General features: G+C 65.0%; 15 protein-coding genes. 13 read left to right on the top strand and 2 right to left on the bottom strand.

Annotation, left to right across the window (positions count from 1 at the left end):
• Both NKH06_RS07495 and NKH06_RS07490 read right to left on the bottom strand, forming a co-directional pair.
• Positions 1-229 (bottom strand): GDP-mannose 4,6-dehydratase (locus NKH06_RS07495; protein WP_352892633.1); only part of this gene is annotated, 229 nt, incomplete at its 3' end.
• A gap of 504 nt (positions 230-733) precedes the next feature.
• Positions 734-1,684, bottom strand: coding sequence for a LysR family transcriptional regulator (locus NKH06_RS07490; RefSeq protein ID WP_023808937.1), 951 nt, complete (start codon positions 1,682-1,684; stop codon positions 734-736).
• 93 nt (positions 1,685-1,777) lie between these two features.
• Here NKH06_RS07490 and NKH06_RS07485 point away from each other — a divergent pair, with 93 nt between their 5' ends.
• The 13 genes from NKH06_RS07485 (at position 1,778) to NKH06_RS07425 (ending at position 14,976) form a co-directional block, all read left to right on the top strand.
• Complete coding sequence (locus NKH06_RS07485; protein ID WP_023808936.1) at positions 1,778-2,683, top strand: dioxygenase family protein; 906 nt, start codon at positions 1,778-1,780, stop codon at positions 2,681-2,683.
• 3 nt (positions 2,684-2,686) lie between these two features.
• Positions 2,687-3,646, top strand: a complete 960-nt coding sequence (locus NKH06_RS07480) for a VOC family protein (RefSeq protein ID WP_352892631.1) — start codon at positions 2,687-2,689, stop codon at positions 3,644-3,646.
• Positions 3,643-4,302, top strand: coding sequence for an alpha/beta hydrolase (locus NKH06_RS07475; RefSeq protein WP_023808934.1), 660 nt, complete (start codon positions 3,643-3,645; stop codon positions 4,300-4,302). Before NKH06_RS07480 ends, NKH06_RS07475 begins: the two co-directional genes overlap by 4 nt.
• Positions 4,299-5,363, top strand: coding sequence for a maleylacetate reductase (locus tag NKH06_RS07470; RefSeq protein WP_502914424.1), 1,065 nt, complete (start codon positions 4,299-4,301; stop codon positions 5,361-5,363). Before NKH06_RS07475 ends, NKH06_RS07470 begins: the two co-directional genes overlap by 4 nt.
• Before the next feature lie 27 nt (positions 5,364-5,390).
• Positions 5,391-6,665, top strand: coding sequence for an ABC transporter substrate-binding protein (locus tag NKH06_RS07465; RefSeq protein WP_128302301.1), 1,275 nt, complete (start codon positions 5,391-5,393; stop codon positions 6,663-6,665).
• A 59-nt stretch (positions 6,666-6,724) separates the two neighbouring features.
• Complete coding sequence (locus tag NKH06_RS07460; RefSeq protein WP_128302302.1) at positions 6,725-7,441, top strand: ABC transporter ATP-binding protein; 717 nt, start codon at positions 6,725-6,727, stop codon at positions 7,439-7,441.
• Entirely contained in the window at positions 7,441-8,142 is a 702-nt protein-coding gene (locus tag NKH06_RS07455) for an ABC transporter ATP-binding protein (protein WP_352892628.1), read from the top strand. Before NKH06_RS07460 ends, NKH06_RS07455 begins: the two co-directional genes overlap by 1 nt.
• 67 nt (positions 8,143-8,209) lie before the next feature.
• Positions 8,210-9,073: a branched-chain amino acid ABC transporter permease gene (locus tag NKH06_RS07450; protein ID WP_128302304.1), complete on the top strand. Its 864-nt coding sequence runs from the start codon at positions 8,210-8,212 to the stop codon at positions 9,071-9,073.
• 9 nt (positions 9,074-9,082) lie between these two features.
• Positions 9,083-10,132 carry a branched-chain amino acid ABC transporter permease gene (locus NKH06_RS07445; RefSeq protein WP_023808928.1) on the top strand — a complete coding sequence of 350 codons (1,050 nt, stop codon included), beginning with the start codon at positions 9,083-9,085 and terminating at the stop codon, positions 10,130-10,132.
• A complete protein-coding gene (locus tag NKH06_RS07440; RefSeq protein ID WP_352892626.1) occupies positions 10,132-11,886 on the top strand; it encodes an FAD-dependent oxidoreductase in 1,755 nt (584 codons plus the stop codon). Before NKH06_RS07445 ends, NKH06_RS07440 begins: the two co-directional genes overlap by 1 nt.
• 10 nt (positions 11,887-11,896) lie before the next feature.
• Positions 11,897-12,787 (top strand): intradiol ring-cleavage dioxygenase, encoded by an 891-nt coding sequence (locus tag NKH06_RS07435; protein ID WP_352892625.1) that lies wholly within the window; start codon positions 11,897-11,899, stop codon positions 12,785-12,787.
• A complete protein-coding gene (locus NKH06_RS07430; RefSeq protein WP_128302307.1) occupies positions 12,787-13,605 on the top strand; it encodes an SDR family NAD(P)-dependent oxidoreductase in 819 nt (272 codons plus the stop codon). The genes NKH06_RS07435 and NKH06_RS07430 overlap by 1 nt, the downstream gene beginning before the upstream one ends.
• Positions 13,606-13,668: 63 nt before the next feature.
• Complete coding sequence (locus NKH06_RS07425; protein ID WP_128302308.1) at positions 13,669-14,976, top strand: ABC transporter substrate-binding protein; 1,308 nt, start codon at positions 13,669-13,671, stop codon at positions 14,974-14,976.

Genomic DNA, 14,976 nt, shown 5'->3' with positions numbered 1-14,976 from the left:
AGCAGGCGTCGACCACGCTCTTGTCGGCGAGATTGCCGCGGATGAAATGATAGCCGGCATTGGTCTTGCGGCTCGCCTCGTCCAGGAGCCGCAGCCTCGCCTCCTTGATCTGCGGATCGTAGTAGTCGTTGACGTTGTCGATGCCGACGACCTCGTCACCGCGCTCCAGCAGCCGCTTGGCTACGTGATACCCTATGAAGCCGGCCGCGCCGGTGACCAGAACCCTCATCAGAAGCGCCCATCCGTAACATGCCTGGGGAACAGACCCTTGATGTCGTAGATGACGCCCGGGGTCTTGGAGGACATTAGCTGATCTGGTCGCGCGGAGTTACCCTCGCCGTGAGGTGAAGGCAAACCGGTGATAGGAGGCTCAACCAAGATCGATATTCGCACTTACAAACCTTCGGTCTCTTCGTCGTCGAGCATCTGTCACCTCAGCGCACCCTTGTCTGCGCGTGTGGGACGCCGGCTTTGTACCCAACCGAATACAGGCACGGGAGTTCCATTCCTGCACGGAATGGGGTGGGAGAGCCGCACTTCATTGCTGGCGATGCTGAATAGGCGCCATGAACCAGCTTCGCTGATCCTGGCGCTCACCGGCGTGCCCTTCAGCTCCTCAAATCGGGATCCCGTTCGGGAAAAACGAGACTGGCCAATGGACGCCCGATCGTCTCGCTGCTCCAAACGTCCGCTCCTGGCTCTTGGAGCTGTAAGGGGTGCCATGTCGGCTGGATTACCGCCCCCAGACGACGGCATTCTCGTGCCGTTTGATGATGTGCTTCAGATTCTCGAAGGCGGTCGTGACGTGGCCGGCGAAGCGCTCTGCCGCCGGCGAGCGCGGTCCGCTGACCCGGCGCAGGATGCCGAGTGAGCGGCTGGGCTGCGGAATTTCATAGGGCAGCACCGTCACCCGGTTTTCCTTGCGCTGCGCGAAGACCACGGAGAATGGCAGCACCGCCAGCGCATCGGTTTCGGCAAGGAAGTTGATCACGCTCATCAGCGAGCCTCCCGAATAGCGGACGTTGAGGTCCGACATGCCGATGCTCATCAGGATCATCTGCAGGTCCGACATCAGCGGAGAGCCGGGTAGGGGGGCTACCCAGGGAAAGCTGGTCAGGTCATGCGCCCTGAGGCGGCGATTTCGCAGCAGGGGATGGTCGGGCCGGCAAGCCACGACGTTGCGTCCGGGCAGGATTTCGGTGAATTCGAAGCCGGGTCCCAGGTCGAGCACGCCGATCGGCACGATCCCGAGATCGATCTGGTTGCTCTCCAGCGCCGCGACCATCTCGGGCAGGTTCATATAGCTTTGCTGAACGGTGACCTCGGGTTCGAGCTTCTGGAATTCTCCGATCATCCGGCTGATCATCGCATCCATGAAGAAGGGCACGCCGCCGACACGGACGACGCCCTTCGTGCCTTTCATGAAGCCCTGGACCGCATCCGACGCCTTGCGCGACGCGGTGATGATCGTGCGGCCCTGCGCCGCCAACTGGAAGCCGAGCGGTGTCGCCTGCAGCGGCCGGCGACCCTTGAGGAAAAGCGGCTCGCCCACCCGCGCCTCCAGCATGGCCAGCGATCGACTGACCGCCGGCTGGGTCAGGCCCAGCATAGCGGCTCCTTCCGACACGCCGCCGGCATCCAGCACCGCGGCGAGCTGCATGAGGTGGCGCTCGTTCAGCTTCATAGCAAAACGCTATACAAGGGACGCCACATCTCATCAAGCATCGCGTCGGGCCGTGCTATCCCGCTTGGCAAGGGGAAGGGAGGCCCCGGCGGAATGCACGGCCAGCACGACCCGAAGCGAGATGAATTCCCCAAGGCGATCTCGACGCAGGCCGAGGAATTCTCACGGCGCCTGACGGCAATGGGCCAGTCCCGCCTGGCGGCGGCGGCGCAGGCAGCCGTCGACGGTTTGCACGCGCTGATCGTCGAGCTGCGACCCTCGGGCGAGGAGTTCCGTCAGGCGATCGATTTTCTGACCGAGGTTGGCCACTACGCCGATGCGCGGCGCCAGGAATGGGTGCTGTTCGCCGACGTCCTGGGCGTGTCGTCGCTGATCGAGGATCAGAACAGCCCGCGCCCTGTTGGGGCGACCCCAAACACCCTGGCCGGCCCCTTCTACCGGGCCGACGTGCCGGTGATGCCGCTCGGCGCGAACATCTCGCGCGATCACAAGGGCGAGCCGCTGGAGGTTGCGGGCCGGATCGTCGCGCTCGACGGCGATGCGATCGGCGATGCGATGGTCGAGATCTGGCAGGCCAATGCCGAGGGTCTCTACGAGAACCAGGAACCCGACAGGCAGCCGGAATTCAATTTGCGTGGACGGTTCCGCACCGATCCGCAGGGACGCTTCGTCTTCGTGACGGTGAAGCCGAAGGGCTACACGCTGCCATCGGACGGACCGGTCGGTCAATTGATGTCGGCGCTTGGCCTTGGCCTCGAGCGGCCGGCCCATATCCATTTTCGCGTCTCGGCGGAGGGCTTCGAGACGCTGACGACCCACATCTTCGACCGGTCGGACCCTGCGATCGGCCGGGATGCCATCTTCGGGGTCAAACCCGAACTCATGGCCGAGTTCCGCGCGCTGCCGCCCAACGGAGGAAAACGGAAGCACGCGCTCGACCTCAACCTCGTGCTCTGTCCACAGCGGCGGGGCGAAACCGAAACCTCTGGGAGGAGATGACCGATGGCACGTGTCAGCGGCTACCACCATTTGACGCTCTCGACCGACAGCGCTCAGGAAGATTTTGATTTCTATACCAAGGCACTGGGCCTGCATTCGGTGAAGCGCACCGTCTTGTTCGACGGCGTCATCCCTGTCTATCACCTCTATTACGGCTCGCCCAACGGCGATGCCTCGACGATCATCACCACCTTCCCGTTCCGCAAGCCAGGCGTCTATGGCCGCCGCGGGTCCAACCAGTCGCGCACCATCATGCAGTCGATTCCCAAGGGGGCCGCGGATTTCTGGGTCGACCGGTTGAACGCGCGCGGCATCGAGGCCACCAAGATCACTCGTTTTGGCGCCGACCGTGCGGCTTTCGCACATCCCTGCGGCATTCCGCACGAGCTGGTGGAAAGCGACAGGGATACGCGCGCGCCGATCACCAACGAGGCGCAGGGCATCGGCAAGGCGCACGGCATCAAGGGAATATACGGCGCCGTGGTGGCGGTGATGGATCGCACTGCGATGGACGACTTCCTGACCATCGCGTTGCCGCTGGAGAAAGAGGCTGACGACCATGAGGGACTGGTGTTCCGCGTGCCCGACGCGACCGGCGTCGCTCAGCGCGTGGAGGTCATTGTCGACCGCGACAGCCCGCAGGGCACCTGGACGCTGGCGGGCGGCACGATCCACCACCTCGCCCTCAACACCGGCGACGAAGAGAACCAGTTGAAACTGCGCGCTCATATCGAGGGCCTCGGCTTCACCGATATTTCGGAGCAGAAGGACCGCAACTACTTCAAGTCCTGCTATGTCCGCTCCCCCGGAGGCGCGCTGTTCGAAATTGCCTGGACTACGCCCGAAGGCTGGGCCAAGGACGAGCCCCCGGGCCAGATCGGCAAGACGCTGGTCTTCCCGCCGTGGTTCAAAGATCGTGAGAGCGAATTGCAGGTCGGCCTGGAAGAGGCGGATTTCACGTGAGTTCAGGCAGCGGTCCGCTCCGGCTTGGGCCAAGAGGCCCGGAAGCGAAGGCGATCTGCGTCTTCGTCCACGGCCGTGGCCAATCGCCCGAAGAGATGCAGTCCCATGTGCTGTCGCGGCTTTCCGCAACCGCCGTGGCCTTTATCCTGCCGCGTGCACCACACGGCATGTGGTGGGAGGCGCGTGCCGTCGACCCGTTGACGCCGGTCGCCCGGGCGCAGCTTTCCGACGCGCTCGACCACCTTGCGGCCGCAATGGTCGCGGCGCGGGCCGAACTGCCCGGACTGCCGCTTCTTCTCGCGGGCTTCTCGCAAGGGGCGTGTCTGTCGATCGAATACCTCTGCGCGGGGCTGCCGCCGCCGGATGCTTTGGCGGCCTTCACGGGCTGCCGTGTCGGCGTTCCGGCGGACGAAAGATCCGAGGCCGCGCCGGCCGGAATGCCGATCTATCTTTCCGGCGGCGATGCCGATCCCTGGATACCAGTCTCGGCGTTTGCCGATGCCGCGCAGTCGCTGGGCCGCATTGGCGCGAGCCTGCGGGCCGATCTCTTCCCGGGACGGGGCCATGAGGTCTCGGACGCCGAGATCGTCATGCTGGGCACCATCCTCGACGACCTCGCCGCCGGGCGTGGCCCGCGCATGGAGGCGGCGCGATGATGGACAGCTTCACCTTTCCGGGCCTGACGACACGGGTGGTCTTCGGTGCCGGCACCATGGCTCGCGTCGAAGAGGAAGTCCGGCGGCTCGGCCATGACAAGGTGATGGTGCTTTCGACACCGCATCAGATGGGCGATGCGGAAAGACTGGCCGTAAGCCTTGGTGGCCTCGCCGCCGGGATATTTGCCGGCGCGGTCATGCATACCCCTGTCGAGGTCACGGAAAAGGCCGTCGGTGCCTTCCGCGGCAGCGGCGCTTCGGCGGTCGTCAGCCTCGGCGGCGGCTCGACCACCGGGCTCGGCAAGGCCATTGCCGTGCGCACGGGCGCCGACCAGGTGGTCATTCCCACCACCTATGCCGGCTCGGAAATGACCGACATCCTCGGCGAGACGGCGGCCGGCGAGAAGACTACCCGCCGCTCGCCGGACATTCGCCCCGAGACGGTGATCTACGACGTCGATCTGACACTGAGCCTGCCGGTAAGTCTCACCGTCACCTCGGCGATGAACGCGATCGCTCATGCGATGGAGGCCTTGTATGCCCCCGATCGCAACCCGGTGATCGTGCTCATGTGCAGGGATGCCATGATTGCCTTCAAGGACGGCATTCCAAGGCTGATCCGCGACCCGCAGGATCGCGCGGCGCGGACGCAGGCGCTCTATGCGGCCTGGTGCTGCTCGACCGCGCTCGGCTATGTCTCGATGGCGCTGCATCACAAGCTGGCGCATGTCTTCGGCGGCTCGTTCGATGCGCCGCATGCCGAGACCCACGCCATCCTGCTGCCGTACACGACCGCCTTCAACGAAACGGCGGTGCCTGATCTGTTGCGTCCGATCACTAGGGCATTCGGTGGTGGCTCGGCGGGCGGCGGGCTCTGGGATTTCGCACAGTCGGTCGGCTCCCCGCTGAGCCTGAAGGCGATCGGCATCGAGGAGGCCGATCTCGACCGCGCGGCGGCGATCGCGGTCAAGAATGCCTATGCGAATCCGAGGCCAATCGATCCAGGATCGATAAGGGAACTCCTTCAGGCGGCGTGGGAGGGACGCCGTCCGGGGGCTTGAGAATAAAACAAGAGGGAGGAACTACACATGATCACAAGACGTAGCCTACTGAAAGCCTCGGCGGCGACAGGCCTGGCGCTGGCCGGTTCGCGCCTGGCGACGCCGGCCATCGCGCAAGGCGCCAAGATCCGCCTGGGCTATGTTTCGCCGCAGACCGGGCCGCTTGCCGGCTTCGCGGAGAGCGATGCCTACAACATCAAGGCCTTCCTCGCTTCCGAGGCAGGCAAGAACTTCGAGGTCATCGTCAAGGACAGCCAGTCGAACCCCAATCGCGCGGCCGAGGTGGCGAAGAGCCTGATCGTCGATGACGAGATCAACCTGATGCTCGTCGGCTCGACGCCCGAGAACACCAACCCAGTGGCCACCACCTGCGAGGCGGAGGGCGTGCCGGTCATCTCGACGATGGCGCCGTGGCAGCCCTGGTTCATCGGCCAGCAGGGCAGTCCGGCCGATCCGGCCTCGTGGAAGCCTTTCAACTTCGCCTATCATTATTTCTGGGGTCTCGAAGACATCATCGCCGTCTACACCGGCATGTGGAAGCAGCTTTCCACCAACGGCAAGGTGGGCGGGCTGTTCCCCAACGATGCCGACGGCAATGCCTGGGGCGACCCGAAGAATGGGTTGAAGCCCGGCCTCGACGCCGCCGGCTTCAGCCTTGCCGATCCTGGCCGCTATCAGAACCTTTCGGACGATTTCACCGCGCAGGTCAACGCCTTCAAAGCCGCCAATGCCGAGATCGTTACCGGGGTGGTCATTCCGCCCGACTTCACCACCTTCTGGAACCAGGCCCGCCAGCAGGGCTTCAAGCCCAAGGCGGTGACGGTGGCCAAGGCGATCCTTTTCCCGCAATCGGTCGAGACGCTCGGCGACGCCGGCCACAACCTCTCGTCCGAGGTCTGGTGGTCGGCCTCGCATCCGTTCAAATCGTCGCTGACGGGCGAGAGTTCGGCCGAACTCGCTGCGGATTTCACCGCCAAGACCGGCCGTCCCTGGACCCAGCCGATCGGTTTTGTCCATTCGCTGTTCGAGGTGGCGGCCAATGTCATGGGCCGCGTGTCGGATCCAACCAATGCCGAGGCGATCGCGGCGGCGATAGCGGCCACCGACATGACGACGGTAGTGGGCAAGGTGGCCTGGAGCGGTGCGGGATTGCCACCTTTCGCCGCGAAGAACGTCTGCAAGACGCCGCTCGTCGGCGGGCAGTGGCGCAAGAAGGCCGGTGGCGGCTTCGATCTGGTGATCGTCGAAAACGCCGGCGCCTCCCAGATACCCACCGCCGGCAAGATGGAAGCCCTGGCCTGACGCTGCCGAGGGCGGCTGATACCGCCGCCCTCGTTCGGCGCGACCCAAGGATGACAGTGATGATACTCAGGCTGGAAAACGTTTCGAAGTCCTTCGGCGCCTTGAAGGTTGCGGATTCCGTGACCGTCAGCGTGCCGCGCGGCGAAGCGCTGGGCATTATCGGCCCGAACGGCGCCGGAAAATCGACGCTCTTCAACCTGATCACCGGCAACTTGTTTGCAAATGAGGGTCGCATCGAATTGCTCGGCCGCGACGTGACCCGTGCTCCGGCGATGGAGCGGGCGCGCATGGGCGTTGGCCGCAGCTTCCAGATTCCGCAGCCTTTCGAGGGGCTGACCGTGTTCGAAAATCTCTTGACCGCTGCCGCCTTCGGCCGCGGCGCACGCGAGGCCGAGATGGTCGACGATTGCGCTGGTATCCTCGAGGAGACGGAGCTTCTCAGGAAGGCCAATTTCGTGGCCGGCTCGCTGAGCCTTCTCGACCGCAAGCGCCTCGAACTCGCCCGCGCCCTGGCGACAGGCCCTGAGCTTCTGCTTCTGGACGAGATCGCCGGCGGTCTGACGGAGGGCGAATGCAAGGCCCTGGTCGCGACGATCAAGGCGATCCATGCCAGGGGCACGACAATCATCTGGATCGAGCATGTGCTGCACGCCCTGAATTCGGTGGTAGAGCGGCTTCTCGTGCTGGATTTCGGGCGTGTGATCGGGATCGGTGCGCCTGATGAGATCATGGCCTCGAAGGCGGTTCGCGAAATCTATCTGGGGCTCGAGGTCTGATGCTGGAAACGCGCGGCCTCACCGCGAATTACGGCCAGTTCCGGGCGCTGTTCGGTGTGGATATCACTGTCGCGGTGGGCGAATGCGTGGCGATCATCGGCGCCAACGGCGCCGGCAAATCCACGCTGATGCGCTCGATCACGGGTGTGATCGGCAACGCGCCCGGCATGGTGCTGCACCGGGGCGAGCCGATTGGCGCGCTGTCTTCGGCCGAGATCATGAAGCGCGGCATCGCCATGGTGCCGGAAGGACGCCGGCTGTTCCCTTCGCTTACCGTCGAGGAAAACCTGCTGGTCGGCGGGCACGCGCGCAAGGTGCCGGGGCCGTGGAACCTCGACGCCGTCTATGACCTTTTTCCGATCCTGCGCGAGCGGCGCAAGAGGCCCGGCACAGCGCTCTCGGGTGGCCAGCAGCAGATGGTGGCGATCGGCCGGGCGCTGATGTCGAACCCCGAATTACTGCTCTGCGACGAGATCAGCCGCGGCCTGGCGCCGGTCGTCATCCGCGATATCTACGCAGCCCTTCCCAAGATCCGCGCAGGAGGCGCCGCGATCGTGCTGGTGGAGCAGGATATCGGCAGGGCGCTGGCGGTCGCCGACCGCGTCTACTGTATGATGGAGGGTCGCGTCACGCTGGCCGCCAGGACGGCCGAGGTCACGCGCGATGACATCCATTCCGCCTATTTCGGAGTGGCGGCATGACGCGGCAACCGAGGCTCTGTCATCTGCTCGCGCAGCGCTCTTATGGCCTGATCGAGGTGGCGCGGCGATGATCTGGCTGGACACCCTCGTGCAAGGGATTCTGCTGGGCGGGCTCTATGCCTTGTTCGCAGCGGGATTGAGCCTCGTCTTCGGTATCATGCGGCTGGTGAACCTCGCCCATGGCGACCTCATCATTCTTGCCGCCTATCTGGTTTTGATGGGCGTCACGCTGCTCGGCCTGTCGCCCTGGATTGCCGCTCTGGTCGCCATGCCGGTGATGTTCGCGCTCGGCTGGCTGCTGCAGACCGCCGTTCTGAACCGCGTGCTGGGCAAGGACATCCTGCCGCCGCTTTTGGTCACCTTCGGCCTGTCGGTCGCCCTGCAGAACGGCCTGCTCGAGGCCTTCTCCGCCGACAGCCGCCGCATCCCGGTGGGCGCGTTGGAAGGGGCATCGCTCGATCTCGGGCTGGTCACGGTGGGGATCATGCCGCTGATGACCTTTGCCTCGGCGATCGTGATGATCATTGCGCTCAACGCGCTCTTCTACCACACCGCCCTCGGCCGTGCCTTCCGCGCCACCTCGGACGACGTCGTGACGGCGGGGCTGATGGGGATAGAGCCGAAGCGGATCTTCGCGATCGCCACCGGGATCGCCATGGTCGTCGTGACGCTGGCGGCACTCTATCTCGGCATGCGGGCGAACTTCGATCCTTCGATCGGACCGGCGCGGCTGATCTATGCCTTCGAGGCGGTGATCATCGGCGGCCTCGGCAGCCTGTGGGGGACGCTCGCGGGCGGGATCATCATCGGCGTGGCGCAGACGTTTGGCGCCGCGCTCAGTCCGGAATGGCAGATCCTGGCCGGCCACATCGCCTTCCTGGCCGTGATGCTGCTCAAGCCGCGCGGGCTTTTTCCGCGCGCAGTGGATTGAGGGGGCGGCATGTATCGACTGACAACCCGCACCCGCGCCGGAACCGTGACCGCGATCATCGTGCCGATCTTCATCGTCGCCGCGCTCGCGCTGCCTGCCGTGGCCTCGCGTGGCGTCATACAGGATCTCTTCTTCATCCTCACCATGCTGACGCTGGCGCAGATATGGAACCTGCTGGCGGGCTATGGCGGCCTGGTGTCGGTGGGCCAGCAGGCTTTCGTTGGCATCGGCGCCTATGCGATGTTCGCCGGCGTGATCCTGCTCGGCTGGAATCCGGTCCTGGCGATCCCGCTGGGCGGCCTTGCCGCTCTGGTGCTGGCGGTTCCGACGGCCTTCTTCGCGTTCCGTTTGCAGGGCGCCTATTTCGCCATCGGCACCTGGGTGATCGCCGAAGTGACGCGACTGCTGGTCGCGCAGTGGAAGGCGCTCGGTGGCGGCACCGGCACCTCGCTGCCGCGCGAGGCGACGAGCAGTATCCTGGGCACCGATGCGGTCCGGGCGCTGTTCGGGGTCCGCGAGGCCGCGGCACGCGATGTTATGGCCTACTGGCTGGCTTTGGCGCTGCTCGTGGCCGTGACGGGAGGCATTTATTGGCTGCTGCGCAGTCGCCTCGGGCTGGCGCTGGCGGCCGTGCGCGACAATGTCGACGCGGCGCAATCGGTGGGCGTCGATACCGGCCGGCTCAGATGGGCGGTCTTTCTGATCGCCGCGGCCGCCACCGGGCTGACCGGCGCGCTGATCTTCCTGCAGACGGCCCGCATCTCGCCGAGCGCGGCCTTTGCCGTCACCGACTGGACCGCCAACGTCATCTTCATTGTCGTCATCGGCGGCATCGGCACCATCGAGGGGCCGATCCTCGGTGTGCTGGTCTTCTTCGCGCTGCGCTCGGCGCTGGCCGATTACGGCAGCTGGTACTTGATGACGCTCGGCCTCATCGCCGTCGTCGTGATGCTTTTTGCGCCAAAGGGGCTGTGGGGGCTGATTGCGTCCCGCAAGGGCCTGCACCTGTTTCCGGTCCGCCGCAGGCTGACCGGTCCGAAGATCAAGGGAGGAATTTGATGGCGGATATCGAAACCGACGTGCTGATCGTCGGCACTGGCCCAGCCGGCTCGGCCACCGCCGCGCTGCTGTCCAGCTACGGCGTCGCCAACATGATCGTCAATCGCTATCGCTGGTTGTCGAACACGCCGCGTGCCCACATCACCAACCAGCGCACGATGGAAGTGCTGCGCGACCTTGGGCCGGAGGTAGAGGCCGAGGCCATGATGCACGCCTCCCCGCAGGAGCTGATGGGCGAGAACGTGTTCTGCGAAAGCCTGGCCGGCGAGGAGATCGGCCGCATGAATAGCTGGGGCATCCACCCGCTCTCGAAGGCCGAACATCTCCTGTCGTCTCCCTGCTTCATGAACGATCTGCCGCAGACCTTCATGGAGCCGATCCTGTTCAAGTCGGCCTGCGCCCGCGGGACGCAGGCACGCATGAGCACGGAATATGTCAGCCATGTCCAGGATGAGGACGGCGTGACGACGACCTGCCACGATCGGCTGTCGGGCAAGGATTTCACCGTGCGGTCGAAGTTCCTCGTCGGTGCCGACGGCGGCAACTCGCTGGTGGCCGAGCATCTGGGCCTGCCGCTCGAAGGCAAGATGGGCGTCGGCGGCTCGATGAACATCCTGTTCAGGGCCGATCTCTCGAAATATGTCGCCCACCGGCCAAGCGTCCTCTATTGGGTCATGCAGCCCGGCGCCGACGTCGGCGGCATCGGCATGGGCCTCGTTCGCATGGTGCGGCCCTGGACCGAGTGGCTGATCGTCTGGGGCTACGACATCAACCAGCCGCCGCCGGAGGTGACGCCGGAACTGGCCACCGAGGTCGCGCGTCAGCTGGTCGGCGATCCCGCGCTCGAGATCGAGCTCCTGGGCGCCAACACCTGGACCGTGAACAATTGCTTCGCCACGCAGATGCAGAAGGGGCGGGTGTTCATCATGGGCGATGCCGCGCACCGGCATCCGCCCTCGAACGGGCTCGGCTCGAACACATCGATCCAGGACGGGTTCAACCTCGCCTGGAAGCTTGCCAAGGTCATCAAGGGGCAGGCGGGGGTCGGGCTTCTGGACAGCTTCTCGGCCGAGCGCGCACCGATCGCGCGCCAGATCGTGACACGGGCGAACCAGTCCATCGCCGAATTCGGACCGATCTTCGAGGCGCTCGGCATGGACGGCGGCGTGGATCACGACAAGATCCAGAGGAACATGGAGGCTCGCGCCGATGCGACGCCCGTCGCCGAAGCGCAGCGCGAGGCGCTCCGCAAGGCCATCGCCTTCAAGAAGTACGAGTTCGACGCCCATGGCGTCGAGATGAACCAGCGCTATGCCTCGGGCGCGGTGGTGACCGACGGCCAGCGCGAGCCGGCCTTCGAGAAGGATCGCGAGCTGCACTATGCGCCGACAACCTGGCCGGGCGCGCGCTTGCCGCATGTCTGGGTCTTCGAGCGCTCGGGCAGGAAGGTCTCGACGCTCGATCTTTGCGGGCATGGCGAGTTCACGCTGTTGACCGGCATTGGCGGAGAGGCGTGGGTCGCCGCGGCGGAGACGGTGGGCGCGGAGCTCGGTCTGCCGATCCGCAGCCATGTGATCGGCCCGCGCCGCGCGATCGAGGATCATACCGGCGACTGGGCCGGCGCACGGGAGATCCGCGACACCGGCTGCCTGATCGTCCGTCCCGACCACCACGTCGCCTGGCGCTCCGAAACGCTGGCGGCCGAGCCGGCGGCCGAACTGCGCCGGATCTTCAAATCCGTTCTGGCGCGCTGAGGAGGATCGCATGATCGACGAACACGAATCCGGCTATTTCACCGAAGCGAACTCGGCCGAGGTCGTGGTGGCGCGGAACAGGAACGCTGGGGATGAGCGGCTCAAAGAGGTGATGGAGGTCATCACCCGCAAGCTGCACGAGGCGGTGAAAGAGATCGAGCCGACACAGGAGGAATGGTTCGGCGCGATCATGTTCCTGACGCGGACAGGCCAGATCTGCAACGAGTGGCGGCAGGAATACATCCTGTTGTCGGATGTTCTCGGTATCTCGATGCTGGTCGATGCGATCAACAACCGCAAGCCGTCGGGCGCCTCGGAATCGACGGTGCTGGGACCCTTCCACGTCGCCGACGCCCCCGAGCTGCCGATGGGCTCCAACATCTGCCTCGACCAGAAGGGCGAGCCCATGTTCGTGCATGGCCGCATCCTCGATACCGAGGGCAACCCGATCGCAGGCGCCAAGATCGACGTCTGGCAGGCCAATGACGAGGGCTTCTACGACGTGCAGCAGAAGGGCATCCAGCCCGACTTCAACTTGCGCGGCGTCTTTCGCACCGGCACGGACGGGCGCTACTGGTTTCGCGGCGTGAAGCCCAAATACTACCCGATCCCGGATGATGGCCCAGTCGGCAAGCTGCTGGGCGCGCTGGGGCGTCACCCCAATCGTCCGGCGCATCTCCACTACATCGTCGAGGCCGAGGGCTTCGAAGCGCTGACCACGCACATCTTCGACCCGGACGACCCGTACATCGATTCAGATGCCGTCTTCGGCGTGAAGAAGAGCCTGCTCGCCGAATTCCGCAAGGTCGAGGACGCCGAAGCTGCCGCCAGGGTCGAGGTTGCGTCCCCGTTCTACGACGTGGAGTTCGATTTCGTGCTGTCGCGCAAGGGAGGAAACTGATGGCTGCACTTGAGAAGATGTTCGATGTCAGGGGCAAGTCGGTGATCGTCACCGGCGGCGCCAGCGGCATCGGACAGGCCTATGCCGAGATCATGGCCGAGCATGGGGCAAAAGTCTGCATCTTCGACCTGAACCCAACGGGGCTGGAGAAGACCGTGACGGCGATCAAGGCGGCGGGTGGCGATGTCTGGGGCGAGGCCGTCGACGTCGGCGACCGTGCGGCCATGGCCGCAGCCTTCGACAAGGTGGCCGGGAAAGCGGGCTCGATCGACGTGGTGTTCGCCAATGCCGGGATTGATGCCGGACCGGGCTTCAACACCCCGACGGGCGAAAGGAACCCCGAGGGCGCCATCGAGAACCTGCCCGACGAGCACTGGGACAAGGTGATCGAGATCAACCTGACCTCGGTCTACACCACGATCAAACATGCCGTCCGGCACATGAAGCCGAATGGCGGCGGCCAGATCATCGTCACGTCGTCCATTGCATCGCTGATCAACGAGAGCATCGTGGGCACGCCCTACATGCCCGCCAAGGCCGCGGTGAACCATCTCGTTCGCCACATGGCGATGGAGCTTGGCGCCTACAACATCCGCATCAATGCCATCCTGCCCGGACCGTTCATCACCAACATCGCCGGCGGTCGGCTGCGCAATCCGGCGGACCGCGAGGCCTTCGAGGCCCAGTCGCTGCTCGGTCGGATCGGCGACCCGGAAGAGATCAAGGGCCTGGCGCTTTATCTGGCGTCGCCTGCCGCTTCCTACGTGACGGGCTCGCTGATCGTCATCGATGGCGGCTCGCTGCTGCGGATGACCTGAACACGCTTTGAACTGAGACCGGTCCCGTGGGCCGGAGAAACTTAACCCAGGGAGGAACCGACGATGAGCTACTACAACAGACTGGTGAAATCGGGCTTGCGGCCCAGCCGTCGAAGCGTGCTGAAGGGGATTGGAGCCGGCGTTGCCGCCAGCACGCTGGGCATGCCGGCCTATGTGCGCGCCGCGACGGCGGGGAAGATCAAGCTGGGCTACCTCAGCCCGACGACCGGTCCGCTCGCCCTCTTCGGCGAAACGGATGGCTACACCTTGCAGAAGATCCGCGCTCTGCTCGGCGGCCAGCTGCAGTGCGCCGACGGCAATACTTACGAGATCGAGATCCTCGATCGCGACAGCCAGTCCAATCCGAACAAGGCATCGGAAATCGCCGGCAACCTCATCCTGAACGACGAGGTGCATCTGCTCGTCCCTGCGTCGACCACCGACACGATCCTGCCCGCCGCCGAGCAGGCCGAGCTCTATGAGACCCCTTGCATTTCCTCCGGCGCTCCCTGGCAAGCGGTGATCATGCCGCGCGGCGGCGGCAAGCAGACCTTCGACTGGACCTATCATTTCTTCTGGGGCCTCGACGAGGCGCTGAACACCTTCGTCGGACTCTGGAACCATCTGGAGACCAACAAGAAGGTCGGGATGCTGTTTCCCCAGAACATCGACGGCGAGACCTGGGGCAACGACGAATATGGCCTGCCGGCGCCGACCCGCAAGGCCGGCTACGAGGTCGTGGTGCCCGGTTATTTCCAGCCGCGCACCAATGATTTCTCCGCGCAGATCGCCGAGTTCAAGAAGCAGGGCTGCGAGATCATCGGCGGCATCACCTATCCCGACGATCTGAAGACGTTCGTCACCCAGTGCAACCAGCAGGGCTTCAAGCCGAAGGCGGTCACGGTGGCGGCGGCGCTCCTGTTCCCGGGCGGTGTCGAGGCGATGGGGCCGCTTGGCAACGGCATGTCCTCGGAGGTCTGGTGGACCCCGGCCTTCCCGTTCAAGTCGTCGCTGACCGGGCAGATCAGCAGCGACATCGCCAGCCAATGGGAGGCCGATTCGAAGCGCCAGTGGACGCAGCCGCTGGGCTATTCGCATGCCTTGCTCGAGGTCGCGCTCGACATCCTGAAGCGCTCTTCCAATCCGCTCGACCGTGCGGCCAATCGTGACGCTCTGGTCGCTACCGATCTGCAGACGCTGGTCGGTCATATCAAGTTCGACGGCTCGCCCCACAAGAACATCTGCAAGACGCCGATCTTCGGCGGCCAGTGGGTGAAGGGTGAGAAATGGCCTTATGACCTGAAGATCGTCGACAACACGGTCAATCAGCTCTTCGCGCCGCAGCAGGCTATCCAGCCGATCGCCTGGTGA

It is taken from the genome of Mesorhizobium sp. M1342 (assembly GCF_040317955.1).
Classification (GTDB): domain Bacteria; phylum Pseudomonadota; class Alphaproteobacteria; order Rhizobiales; family Rhizobiaceae; genus Mesorhizobium.
This window is presented reverse-complemented; position numbering and strand designations above follow the sequence as displayed.